The organism is Sphingobacterium thermophilum, from assembly GCF_039541675.1.
Classification (GTDB): domain Bacteria; phylum Bacteroidota; class Bacteroidia; order Sphingobacteriales; family Sphingobacteriaceae; genus Sphingobacterium; species Sphingobacterium thermophilum.
In genome coordinates, this window is the sequence record NZ_BAABGR010000041.1 from 1 (window position 1) to 12,306 (window position 12,306).

At 40.9% G+C, this 12,306-nt stretch carries 10 protein-coding genes, 1 tRNA gene and 3 pseudogenes; 4 read left to right on the top strand and 10 right to left on the bottom strand.

The window, feature by feature from the left end; translation table 11 throughout:
- Positions 1-494: 494 nt before the first annotated feature.
- Positions 495-3,131 carry a TonB-dependent receptor plug domain-containing protein gene (locus ABD873_RS13025; RefSeq protein ID WP_345068994.1) on the bottom strand — a complete coding sequence of 879 codons (2,637 nt, stop codon included), beginning with the start codon at positions 3,129-3,131 and terminating at the stop codon, positions 495-497.
- Between the two features lie 100 nt (positions 3,132-3,231).
- Here ABD873_RS13025 and purD point away from each other — a divergent pair, with 100 nt between their 5' ends.
- The gene (gene purD, locus ABD873_RS13030; protein ID WP_039054445.1) at positions 3,232-4,506 is read left to right on the top strand and encodes a phosphoribosylamine--glycine ligase; all 1,275 of its coding nucleotides are present in this window, start codon (positions 3,232-3,234) and stop codon (positions 4,504-4,506) included.
- 97 nt (positions 4,507-4,603) lie between these two features.
- A tRNA-Glu gene (locus tag ABD873_RS13035) sits at positions 4,604-4,675 on the top strand.
- 280 nt (positions 4,676-4,955) lie between these two features.
- Here ABD873_RS13035 and ABD873_RS13040 read toward each other — a convergent pair.
- From ABD873_RS13040 to ABD873_RS13070, 8 genes and pseudogenes are all read right to left on the bottom strand, one after another.
- Positions 4,956-5,381, bottom strand: coding sequence for a hypothetical protein (locus tag ABD873_RS13040; RefSeq protein WP_345068996.1), 426 nt, complete (start codon positions 5,379-5,381; stop codon positions 4,956-4,958).
- 240 nt (positions 5,382-5,621) lie between these two features.
- Positions 5,622-5,666: pseudogene (locus ABD873_RS13045) on the bottom strand (hypothetical protein); the annotation flags it as partial.
- 17 nt (positions 5,667-5,683) lie between these two features.
- Positions 5,684-6,043 (bottom strand): DUF389 domain-containing protein, encoded by a 360-nt coding sequence (locus ABD873_RS13050; protein WP_345068998.1) that lies wholly within the window; start codon positions 6,041-6,043, stop codon positions 5,684-5,686.
- 78 nt (positions 6,044-6,121) lie between these two features.
- Positions 6,122-8,137 carry a BCCT family transporter gene (locus ABD873_RS13055; protein WP_345069000.1) on the bottom strand — a complete coding sequence of 672 codons (2,016 nt, stop codon included), beginning with the start codon at positions 8,135-8,137 and terminating at the stop codon, positions 6,122-6,124.
- 212 nt (positions 8,138-8,349) lie between these two features.
- Positions 8,350-8,691: pseudogene (locus ABD873_RS13880) on the bottom strand (four-helix bundle copper-binding protein).
- Between the two features lie 168 nt (positions 8,692-8,859).
- Positions 8,860-9,063, bottom strand: a pseudogene (locus ABD873_RS13865) (IS3 family transposase); the annotation flags it as partial.
- Between the two features lie 230 nt (positions 9,064-9,293).
- Entirely contained in the window at positions 9,294-9,575 is a 282-nt protein-coding gene (locus tag ABD873_RS13065) for a transposase (protein WP_345069004.1), read from the bottom strand.
- 12 nt (positions 9,576-9,587) lie between these two features.
- Positions 9,588-9,737, bottom strand: a complete 150-nt coding sequence (locus tag ABD873_RS13070) for a hypothetical protein (protein ID WP_345069006.1) — start codon at positions 9,735-9,737, stop codon at positions 9,588-9,590.
- A 394-nt stretch (positions 9,738-10,131) separates the two neighbouring features.
- Here ABD873_RS13070 and ABD873_RS13075 point away from each other — a divergent pair, with 394 nt between their 5' ends.
- Both ABD873_RS13075 and ABD873_RS13080 read left to right on the top strand, forming a co-directional pair.
- On the top strand, positions 10,132-10,473 hold the full coding sequence (locus tag ABD873_RS13075) for a hypothetical protein (protein ID WP_166966799.1): 342 nt from the start codon (positions 10,132-10,134) through the stop codon (positions 10,471-10,473).
- 163 nt (positions 10,474-10,636) lie between these two features.
- Complete coding sequence (locus tag ABD873_RS13080) at positions 10,637-11,263, top strand: hypothetical protein (protein ID WP_345069011.1); 627 nt, start codon at positions 10,637-10,639, stop codon at positions 11,261-11,263.
- Positions 11,264-11,530: 267 nt separating this feature from the next.
- Here the strand turns inward: ABD873_RS13080 and ABD873_RS13085 are convergent.
- Positions 11,531-12,306, bottom strand: a 776-nt coding sequence (locus ABD873_RS13085) for a tyrosine-type recombinase/integrase (RefSeq protein WP_345069013.1), incomplete at its 5' end; no start/stop codon positions are given.

The window sequence follows — 12,306 nt, forward strand, 5'->3', positions numbered from 1 at the left end:
TGCCGCTAGCGTTCATCCTGAGCCAGGATCAAACTCTCCATTGTATATAATAATTTAAATGTCTAACCCCGGCAAGTATTTCCGTATTTATCGTCTCCTAGTCGAAAACGTAAGTACCCGTTACGCTACATGATTAATATCTTAAAGAACTCTCCGCCTCCGCATCTCGCTTCGGCTTTATCTCTTGCCTTACGGCCTTTATTTCTTTTTCTCTTCCCCCCTTCCTTGCGGACGGGACTGCAAAGGTAGAAACTTTATCCGATTTTCCAAAAACTTTTTTGAAGTTTTTTCTCTTCTTTTTATCGGGCAACAAAAAAAGATAAACTATCTTTTCCTTACCCTCTTCTACCCTCTTTTCAAACGTTCCGTAGAACTTCTCTCCCTCGCGGAGTGGTGCAAAGATAGAGAGTTTTATCGCATTCCAGCAAGAAAAAAAGCAATTATTTTATCGTTCTGCCATTAATCGATTGAGCTATTGCAAGATAATTTTTCCTTTATCGGTTAATGGTGGTCACGTTTCTGAAAATATTGCCATGAAGATCTATACCCTCAATTACCAAAAGATATTTTCCCGATGAATCGGAGGTGAAAAAGCTAAATTCTGCTTCTCCCTTTTCGTTGGAAACCAACGCAGGTTCCCAATGGATGGAAGAACGCTGATCGGAATTATACCGAACCCCCTCATCCACATCGTACTTAGGCGAATAGTATTGCTTGGCTTCGGCAAAACCCCGTGGAGAAATAGTGATCAACCCTTTCGGCTCTGAAGAAACATTCAATGCGGATTTACCGGTCTTGGACGTGATAATAATTACTCCATTAGCTCCCATAGAGCCGTAAATACTGGTATACATCGCACTCCTTAATACCTCTACACTCTCAATATCAGCTACATTAAGGGTATTGAAGAAGCCGGAATCTACAGGCATACCATCCAAAAACACCTGCATAGGCGCCCTTGAGCGAGTGCTGTACGGTTCACCGTTTTCAAAATACACACCCAGTAGCCTGCCGTTGAGACACATCTCCAATGTAGGACAGGTAGAAAGGTCTTCTTCTGTAAGCACCTGATCCGCCCGTCCAGCCCCGTTGAGGTTCGAGGAGTTTTCGGACACCTTAGGTCTGCTGCGACGCACAACAACTTCTTCGATCATGATGACCTTCTCCTTTATCCCTAGCTTTTCCAGCTCCGCCATAAAAGCATTGGCGGCCAACAGCTCTTCAGAATGGCTACTATTCACATCCCAAGCCACCAAATCTCCGGAAGCTTCCTGTACTTCTGCCGCTACCTCTTCGTTGTATACAATATCTATGTTTTTCTTTGCGGTCTTGGCATCTTGGGCAGAAATCAAAACCTTGATGCTGTCCGGAAAGATGAGATTGTCAAATTCGAAATATCCGTCTTCATTGGAAGTAGTATCCAAAAAGTCTAGGAAGTTGCGCGTAGAAATCAACTGTACCCTGGCATTAGGATAGGGTTTACTTCTTCCTAACCTTTTGGTATAACCCGAGATGCTAAGGCTCTTTTCCGGCTTATACTGAAGCTCCCCCGGCACCTCCAACTTTTCCCACGCTATATTTCTCCACCCTTGCGTAAGCATAAGATAGTCTATATCTGCCGTCTTTATTTTATTGTCCTCAAAATAATAGTTAGGATTTTCTATATAGCCTCTAATATCCGCATTGAGCAAAAGGGCGGAGAGAATATTGTGCTGACTTAAATTGTCTGTGTTTACCTTGGAAAGATCGTACACCGCAGCGGAGAAGGCTCCCAAATTATTGCTTTCACCGTTAGCAATCTTAAATTTTACCTGTACCTTTTCGCGCTGCTTATAAGCGTCCTTATCCAACGTGACCGTGCTTTCCTCCAACTCCTGAAAAGAAAACAAAGGCCGCTCGATAAGAGGAACAAAACTGCTATTAAGTATGGATACGGTGACCACACCCAACGGGAGCTTAACCCTGTCCACCGCAAAAATTATTGCGGAACGGTTGGCGCTAGTCTTTGACACAAAAAACACCTCGCCAAGATGATGCACCACAAAATAAAGATCTTGATGGTCTAAACGGTCTTCACTGATATGCATCTCCACGAAAAGCTTTTCCTTATGCGTATTATTCGTAATGACCGAATAGCCGGAAGCATAAATTTTAGGCATAGATAACTCCTGCTTGCTGCCATCCGGATATATGGCTGTAGCCTGAATGCCGCTGGTATCGTTGATAAAAATCTGCGCAGCCCCCATCCCCAGCTTGTTGGTCTCTATAATTCCTAAGGTATCTGCTCCTCGGGTGAGCAAAACTTTCGAAGAAACCCCTAATCCTTTATTATTTATGCTTTTGACGGCAATATTATTCAGGAAGCCGGCCAACAGGCGGCCTCCTTCCGGAAACAGTTGGGTGTCATATTGCAAGTCGGGATTTACAGTTCTAACAATTTTATTTACATAAAATACTGAAGGTTTCTTAAAGCGGAGGGTGATGACGCTATTCTTATGCTTTTTAGGTACAGCAATTTCGATAATGCCCTGTTCGTCGGAGGTGACGGTCTTCTTGTCCACCTCCTTTGCTTGGGACCATATCACACAGCTGACCCTCGTTTTGGGTAGAGGCTGGCTGTCAGGACCTGTAAGCTTAACTCTGTAAATCACATCTTTGTCCCGCACCTGATAGTCCGTCTGTGTAAACACCTCATCCGAGCGACCATTGAATATGTCTATAGGCTGCTCGAAGAAGTAATCTTTAGCAAAATTCTTCATCCAGTTGGTGTAAGCACGTACACGATATCTTCCCTCGGTAACGGTATCTGCCAAATCAAAGCTTCCTACACCTATACCCATAGGGGTGGCTACCACCTTTCTTTCCACAATCTTGTCCGCCGGGCTTACAAGTTCTACATAGAGTACCCCACTAAGAGCTGACAGGGAGTTGTTGACCCCTACCGTCGTATAGGATTTGAAAAATATTGTCTCCCCCGCAGAATAAGAGGGCTTATTGAAATGTATATAAATCTTTTCCTGAGGTTGTTCTGCATTATATTTACCGAGCTTTTCTATGAAACTTTGGACATCCTGCGCCCTCACAGGACTGCATAATAACGCAATAAGGCAGACAAAAAGAGTCCTTATCATAATGTTTATATTGGTTAGACTAAAGATATCACATTTTATTAAAAGTGTGACAATAATCCTTTTAATTTAAGAATACCACCTGAGATTGTATATTTGCGTTATGAATATCTTAATTATCGGATCAGGCGGTCGTGAATCTGCCTTTGCTTATAAAATAGCACAGAGCCCTAAATTAACTAACCTGTATATCGCTCCCGGAAATGCCGGAACTACCAAGTATGGTAAGAACGTAAACCTAAAGGTTACCGACTTTGAAGGTATTGCGAATTTTGCGCTGGAACACAATATTGACCTTATACTGGTAGGTCCCGAAGAACCTTTAGTAAAAGGTATTCATGATTACTTTCTTGAAAGAGAAGATACCAAACATATCGCAATAATTGGTCCTCAGAAAGCTGGTGCCACCTTGGAAGGGTCCAAAGACTTCTCCAAAGAGTTCATGTTCAGACACAACATCCCTACTGCAGCATATAAATCATTCAATCGCAGCAACTTAGAGGAAGGGTTAGCCTATCTAGAGACCCAAAAGCTGCCTATCGTGCTGAAAGCCGATGGCTTGGCTGCCGGCAAAGGAGTATTGATCTGCGAAACATTGGAGCAAGCCAAAACCGAACTAAAAGCCATGATCGAAGAGGCCAAGTTTGGTGATGCCAGCAGTGTAGTAGTGGTCGAAGAATACCTTAAAGGCATAGAGCTTTCGGTATTCGTCTTGACAGACGGTGAATCCTACAAAATCCTTCCTTCAGCAAAAGACTACAAACGTGTAGGAGAAGGCGATACCGGACTTAACACAGGAGGTATGGGTTCTATCTCACCAGTACCTTTTGCGGACGAAACCTTCATGGCAAAAGTAGAAGAACGTATTATCAAGCCTACCATAGAAGGACTTAAAAAGGACGGCATCCCATATAAAGGATTTATCTTCATCGGCCTTATGAATGTTAACGGCGATCCGTATGTCATCGAATATAACGTACGTATGGGTGACCCTGAAACCGAGTCGGTGATGCCTCGTATAGAATCCGACCTTGTGGATTTGCTCGAAGGTGTAGCCAAAGGTGATTTGGCAAACCGCACCTATACAGTAAGTCCTAAAACTGCGGTTACCGTAATGCTGGTATCAGGAGGTTATCCTGGCGACTATGAGTCGGGCAAGGTTATCTCCAACATCGAAAACGTAAAAGAATCTATCGTCTTTCATGCAGGAACAAAAGAGGTAGATGGTCAGGTGGTTACTGCCGGCGGACGTGTCATCGCGGTGACAACCTTACAAGACAACCTCTTCAAAGCCTTACAACAGGCCACAGCCGATGCCGGACGTATCTTCTTCGAAGGAAAATACTTCCGTACGGATATAGGCTTTGACCTCATATAAAAATATTGATTTCAAAATCAGCCCATTAGAAAAAAGGGCATAAAAATATTTTGATGGTGCAAATAATGCACTTATATTTGCATCATCAAATCCCGATGGCCCGTTCGTCTAGGGGTTAGGACGCAAGATTTTCATTCTTGAAACAGGGGTTCGATTCCCCTACGGGCTACACATCTTGAAGTCAAAACATACTAAAACGCTGTAAATCAAATGTTTACAGCGTTTTTTGTTTTATCGTTATCTACAAATCTTTCAATTTTTCCCAATAAAAAAGTGAGTCATTCGGTGAGTCATTTTTTTAAACTACCATACTCACTGAAACAGGTTTAAAATTCTGATTAACAACCTGTACAAAAACTGAACATCTTGATTTCGGTTGGCTGCAAGACTTACTCCTTGCTCTTTTATCTGAAGAAACCAAAAAACTATGCTGTTGGTGCAAAACCCACTTACATGCGTATCACCGTGGCCGGTGAACCCAAGGAAATATCCACTGGCAGCGAATGCGACCCCGTACGCTGCGGAAACTGACTTTTCATCCATTGTTGAAGTTTGTTATCCTGCTCTTCCGTTAATGCTTGCGTTGTGGAATAAATGAAGGCAATATATTTGGCGAGGCTATCCCGCGTTACATATTGGTTTTGGATGCCGATGCTATAATTGTTGACCTCAGGAAAAAGAATCGTCATATTGCTACGTAGCCTTTCAGCCATCATATCATATTTGGCCAACCTGTTGTTCAATGCACGTATGGTCAGGTCTTTTTCATTTACAGAAGTATTGCTCTGATTAATCTCGTTCAGAATACTGGATCTAATATCTAGACTGTCCTGCCGTATGATCAGGTCGGTATTCTCTATAACAAATGTCTTCATAGACCGCTCCAACGTATTTATTTCGCTCGCGCTGAATTTCTTTGCTAAAAATGCGAGTTCTAGGCGCTTTGGTGAGGTATTCTGTAATAATCTTTCATAAATCACCGTATAGCCCTTTTCGGTGAGTTCCTGTTGGATAAAATCGTGTGCCTTGTAGGTATATTTTCTTTCCTGTAGCAGTCTGTACGCAATCGCTACTCTTGGTATCGGGTTACCTTTGTTTACGCTTGTAGTAGCTATAACACCGACCAGACCTCCAAAAAAAGGAATCAGTACATCATAGATATTCGGCGAAGTACGGGCTAAAAGCTCAGACTGTGCCTCCTAGAACGGACCAATGAAAAATAGAGGAACGAAACCAAAAGGCTTATACCTGTTGCTATCATGATGTTTTTTATCGACTTCTGAAGCAGGGCAAAGTCAAACGTGCCCAAAGCAAATCCCGCACCTACGATCGGCCCCATTAATGGGGAAATCAGCATAGCGCCGATGATCACTGCAGTGGAGTTGACGTTCAGGCCAATGGATGCGATAACGATGGCGCAGGCCAATATCCAGGCATTTGCGCCACGGAAATAAATGTTGCTGACAACACTTTCCAGGACGGTTTCCTTTTTGTCTTCCCCATTATGAAGGTCAAAGAAACGGAGGATTTTGCTCATATTCTGACGAGTATATTTATAGAAAAAGTAAATATAGGAAAAAAGAAAAATGCGTTTAAGTTTATTGTCCTGCAGTCGTTATCTTAACCTACGGTTGGTATTGCTAATTATAAACAATTCATTGCGTTCTTCAGAAATAATCTCTATAAACCTCTCGTAATGTTTCAGTACATCAGAAATCAATTCGTTTTTGGTAAAAAGCCGTACATCATATCCCTCGCGGTCATCGCCAAAATAGGATTTAGGGAAAAACGTTTGGTTTCCTTCTATATCCGGCAGGTTCTCTTCATTCAGCAGGTAATCGGATACAATTCTTGATTCTTCTTTCACCCCGTACAAAAAATTATTTACAACATCGTATTTAATCTCTATCTCTATTCTAAGGGGATTTTCGTAGAAATTAACTTTAGCCTCGACATCATTTCTGGAAAACTCCTCCTGCAATTCCAAAAAGGCGTCTCTAACTGTTGTATCAATAAAACCAACGACAGACTTCTTATCACTGAAGGAGACAATCTGTTTCAGACGCTCCTTCCAAAATTCTCCTGACCAGGGTATCGTCGTTGCTGAAAAATCACGTTCGTAATAGCTTCTATCAATGGACAGTGCCTTTATCAGGCTGACAATGAATAGCAGCATGATAAGCGAAAACGGCAATGCTGTAATCAATGTCATACTTTGCAGAGCCGTTAGTCCGCCGGCGTTCAATAGCATCAGTGCTAATATGGCAAGCAGGACACCCCAGCCGATGGTCTGCCATTTCGGAGATATCGGGGCGTTTTTTGTCGCTATACTGTTCATGACGAATATACCGGAATCGGCAGACGTTACAAAGAAGATAATGATGATAGCAATAGTCAAAAAACTGGTGATTTCAGTTAATGGCAGGTATTCCAAGAAACGGAACATCAGGGCATCGGGAATGCCAGCGAGTTGACTTAACGCCCCGTCGGCAACGTTGGCATCAAACCATATCGCACTGTTTCCAAAAACAGTCATCCAGATAAAATTAAACAGAGTAGGGATAATCAAGACTGCCGCTACAAACTCCCGTATCGTTCGGCCCTTCGAAATTTTAGCGATAAATAGCCCGACATAAGGCGACCACGAAATCCACCACGCCCAATACAGTATTGTCCAGTCGTAAAACCACTGTTGCGTGTTCTCTTCGTACACATGTGTATTGAATGTCAAGCTAAAGAATTCATTGATATATGTCCCGATCCCTTCCGTGAAACTTCCTATCAGATATACCGTAGGTCCGAGGATCAAAACAAAAAGTAGGAATATGACAACACTTACAATATTGATATTGCTCAATATCCTTACGCCCTTGTCCACTCCGCTCACGGCAGATATAATAGAAAGTGAAACCAGTACACCGACAATTAATACCTGGTAAATAAAGCTAGTTCCCGGCAAGATATTTAGTGTTTCCAGACCGGAATTGATCTGCACCACCCCAAAACCCAATGTGGTGGTAATTCCAAAAAAAGTACTGCAAAGTGCGAACACATCAATGGTATTGCCCCATGTTCCTTTGATCTTATCCTTCAAAAGAGGATAAAAACAGCTCCGCAAAGAAAGGGGTAAACGATAACGATAGGCAAAATAGGCTAAAGACAACCCGACAATCCCGTAAATAGCCCACGCGTGGATACCCCAATGGAAGAAAGTATGAAGTTGTGCGTCCTTGGCTCGCTGGACAGCCGTATTTTCTGAAAATATCTCATTTGAGTAATGCTGCATCGGTTCTGCAACACTAAAGTAAATCAGCCCTATACCCATTCCGGCGGCAAAAAGCATAGAAATCCACGAAAAGAAAGAATAAGTGGGTTTAGTGTCATTTCTTCCTAGCCGGATATTACCATATTTACTGAACATCAAATAAACTAAGAACAGGACAAAGATGGTTACCGACCAGACATAAACGTAATTAAGGTTTACAAAGATAAAATTCTTAACCGTGCTGAGCAGGTTTTCGGTAAGATTCGGATAAATAGCAGATAATAGACAGATACCCACGATGAAGGTCAGACTGGGAGCGACGACACCTTTGCTAAGCGTTGTTCTTATTCTTACAGGTTTTTTCATATGGAAATTTAAAACACTTGGCCTTTTGGTAATAGCATTTAATAAATAATCAAAGAAGTTCTGTTCGTAACCCAAATACTATGTTTTAGAAGTTCGGAAACGACTAGACAAACCTAATTAAATTAATTTTGATATACAATCAAACCACGCTATATGATTCGGCTGTTCCTACTATTGGAATTTAAGTGTCGACACAATTCCCCTCACGGAAGCTAAGCCGCCGATATCTCCTTACATATTTTGGCGCAGACTCGGCAAACTTCAGCACATTCACGGCAATGTTCCATGCCCATATTCGCATGCTTCTCGCATTCGTCTGCACATCGTTCGCAGATATCTGCACATGTTTTACAGAGCTCTATACTTAACTGTCCATCGATGCTCATAACTTTTACAGCAGCATCACAGATGATAGTGCATTCCAGATTCAATTAGATACATTTTTTAAGATGTTCCAGATCTTTTTCATTTAAACAGGCAGCGGCACACTGGCTACAGAACACGGCATATTCTCCACATACTTCTATACAATTATGAAATTTTGTCTGTATCATAACGTTAAAGCTTTTGTTGTATATTACCAGAACAGATGAGACAATTATTTGTTCGGTTGAGTTTCAGCTTGGAATGTGAGGTGTTTGTTTACGGATAATTGAGATAACCAGGATATTAAAAAAGCGAGGATCAATAACTGGAATTGTAACTAAAAAGTGGAGACTGTTTTAAGCTGCAATTTTTTGATTTTGTTTTAAGTGTTTTTCCATCTGATTCGGGGTTAAATCGCCTATAGCGGAATGGATTCTTTTATTATGGTAGAAGCCCTCTATGTACTCAAATATTTTCATTTTTGCGATTTCTCTATTTTCAAATTTATGATGATATACAAGTTCTGTTTTTAATGTCTTAAGAAAGCTTTCTGCAACACTATTATCCCAACAGTTTCATTTTCTGCTCATGCTTTGATGAATGTTGTTCAGATTTAATACTTTTTTAAATTCGTCTTGGATCAGCTGTATTAATTTTTTACTCTTCTCTTCCCGGTGACTGCTTTTTTTCGTTAACCACTTGTAAAAGCTACTGCTACTAACTTTTAGTACAGAGCACATCTTATCAGCTGTATAGTGGTTCATATTTTCCTTAATGAACCTATATACTTTTAGCCTCCCTTGGAAAAGATGGCCACTGCCTTTTTTAAAATCTCATTTTCTAACTCCGCCTCTTTAAGCCTCTTCTTCAATTCACGGAATTCTTGCTCCTCAGGAGATAATTTATCGTTTTTAGGTAACAAATTCCCGCCATTGAATCGGGAATCCATACGCCATTTAAAAATGCGACCTGCATCGATACCTAATTCTAATGCCGCTGCAGATACAAATCCTTTTATATAGGATAATTCAACTGCCATAATTTTAAAAGATTCTTTAAATACTCGTGCCATATGTCAACAAATTTAATTCTTTATTTTATAAATCTGTCTCCACCCTAAGGGTAGCAACTCCAGGGCTTTCATCTGCAATACCTCTTTCATGCGTTGTAACTCCCGAGCATTCAATGGTGACAATTTGGACAATACCCCTTTGCCAACCGGTGGGATTTCCATCCCAAACAGTGTCCGGAAATGGGCGTTGTCCGGTACATACCAGCACTTCTTAGACCTGCTCCACCTACCTTTCAGCGATTTGACCAAATCAATCTTTGCCCGGTCGTATTTGAAATCCACCCAAATGACCGCCGAATCATTATGCCTACCTTCCCGGAAAGCAAAACCGGAAAAATCAACAACTTCTATACTGCGTATTTTGTATTATCTGCCAAAACAAATCTAAGAAAGTTATACAAAATGCGCAATGGACAAAATCGCACAACCATAAAGTGAACCCCCTTACAAACAAATATTTATGGCAAAACAGAGAATTATTGGTTTTTTTTTTGTAAAGAAGATTATTGCGTATATTTGAGAGTTGGCTACAATATCAAAACAAAACGCAATCGAAATGAAAAAAATATTACATAAAATTTTCCTTATACTAATCGGAATTGTTTTAATCGGAAAAATATCGAATTGGTTTTTGAATTATAGTGATGAAACGAATCAAATTCTGAACGCTGGAATGTTCACTCTAATCGGAATTGCATACCTGGTTGGAGGTTTTGTTTGGAATAAAAAACTGATTAATATAATTTTTCTGGTTTGCGGAATTTATTTAATTGCAATGAATTTTATTGGTGATTTCGGATTGAAATCAATAATCGGAATTGTATGTATTTTAACACCAATGTTGATTGCACGATTTTCAACTGATGAAACTGATGAAAAAGAATTGGCCGAAAATTAAAAATACTGTAGCCAACAATGTATAACCGCAATTACGGCGGATTCGACTACGTCCGAATCCACTCGGAATTGCTAACGTCAGTTCTTAACCGAAAATCACTAACTTTAAATCCGTAACTGGCGGTTATACAAAAACGTTACCTGCAAGCGTAAAAGACCAGACAATGAAAAGACATTTATCAATATTTACATTTCTCTCTTTGACATTCATATTTGGACTGACAAGTTGCACTTCAATTTTCACAGGAATTTATGGAATGAAAAAAACAAAGACGGTTGACGAAAAAACAATTGCTAGTTATTCCAAAAAATATAACATTCCAACTGCCGACAGTTACGAACTTGACACAGCCTATTTTTCATATCTGTTTTCACTTGACACGACAAAATATAAATCACAAATTAAAAATCATTACCAACCATTACAAGCCCTTTACTATGACAATTTAGGGTTTTTAAAATCATTTCAAGTGAATTGTTATGCGGGCGGTTTTCCAAATTTAAAATGGGACAGAAATGAAATAATGACAACTTTTCCACCCAGACAGCAAGCCCCAATTGATAGTATTGTTTCTCTTGAAACACAAATGAAATATTTAAAACCGCTATCGCAGACTTCAAAACTTTCTGTTGACAGTTATGACTACATTGTAATTGTTTATTGGAATAGATTTATGGGAAGACAGAGTAAGCGACTAATTCGTTACGTTCAAGAAAACAGTAAACTTGAGAAAGAGAAAAAAGTAAAAATCATATATGCCAATACAGACAACATTTTCGCAGGACAATAAAAGAACGGCAGCAGGTAACAGGCGTTTGGCTCAATGGCGGGTAACGTGTTTAATTGAACATTCTACCTCGCATCAACTTTTGCGGTATATTGACAGTGAAGTGCTCCGAAATCCGCCACTGCGCCAAGCGCCAAAACGTTAGAGTGTCTAAACAAAAAGACCCCCACGTTTCTCACAGCTCTGAACTGTGCTCACAGAGTAGCCGGTATGAAGGGTTTTCTGCTTTTGAAGTAATAAATCCCATTGTGGTCATCTTTGAAGCTGTAGCTACAAAATCCTATCCAACGGACTTTTGATAGAATTCAGTTGCGCATTGCTGACCTTTGCATACAGCATCGTGGTCTTGATGTCATTGTGACCAAGTAGCTGCTGTATGAATGACATGTCCGTGCCGTATTCCAGTAAATGTGTGGCGTAGCTATGCCGCAAACCGTGTATCCCTATCGGCTTGTTTACCTTTGCGGCTTTCATTGCATTCTTGAACACCGCTTGTACACTGCGGACGGAATACCGCCCACCGTACCGACCTTCAAAAAGGTAAGTTTTGGGATGGTATGCTTTATAATATTCCCGCAGCAAATCCAGCACTGCAGACGGTAGTGGTACGTACCGATCTTTCTTTCCTTTGCCCGCTTCGATGAGTACCTGCATCCGTCCACTGTCGATGTCGCTCACTTTCAGATTGACAACCTCACTTACTCGCAACCCCATTCCGTAGCACAGTTGCAGCATCAGCAAATGTTTTCGGTTTTGTACCACGTCGAATATCCGTTTTACTTCCTTTTGGCTCAACACCTTTGGCAAAGTGGATGGCTTCTTCGGCCGTGGGATTTCGGCAAAGAAGTCCGGTTTATGGAGCACCTGTTCAAAATAGAATTTGATGGCGTTGAGTCTGCTTTGCAGCTGGCTTTCCGAAATCTTCAATGTATTGATGCAATAAAGGATGTAAGCACGGAGACGGTCGTAGCCCAGCGAATCAACGGGCACATCTTTCAAAATATACAGTAGCTGTGCAAATTCGATCATGTATGTCTTTATGGTGG

Bases quoted from the DNA above. Each gene is read 5' to 3' on its own strand.
- ABD873_RS13025 (WP_345068994.1), bottom strand. From the start codon at position 3,131: ATGATAAGGACTCTTTTTGTCTGCCTTATTGCGTTATTATGCAGTCCT.
- purD (WP_039054445.1), top strand. From the start codon at position 3,232: ATGAATATCTTAATTATCGGATCAGGCGGTCGTGAATCTGCCTTTGCT.
- ABD873_RS13040 (WP_345068996.1), bottom strand. From the start codon at position 5,381: ATGAAGACATTTGTTATAGAGAATACCGACCTGATCATACGGCAGGAC.
- ABD873_RS13050 (WP_345068998.1), bottom strand. From the start codon at position 6,043: ATGAGCAAAATCCTCCGTTTCTTTGACCTTCATAATGGGGAAGACAAA.
- ABD873_RS13055 (WP_345069000.1), bottom strand. From the start codon at position 8,137: ATGAAAAAACCTGTAAGAATAAGAACAACGCTTAGCAAAGGTGTCGTC.
- ABD873_RS13065 (WP_345069004.1), bottom strand. From the start codon at position 9,575: ATGGCACGAGTATTTAAAGAATCTTTTAAAATTATGGCAGTTGAATTA.
- ABD873_RS13070 (WP_345069006.1), bottom strand. From the start codon at position 9,737: ATGGAAATCCCACCGGTTGGCAAAGGGGTATTGTCCAAATTGTCACCA.
- ABD873_RS13075 (WP_166966799.1), top strand. From the start codon at position 10,132: ATGAAAAAAATATTACATAAAATTTTCCTTATACTAATCGGAATTGTT.
- ABD873_RS13080 (WP_345069011.1), top strand. From the start codon at position 10,637: ATGAAAAGACATTTATCAATATTTACATTTCTCTCTTTGACATTCATA.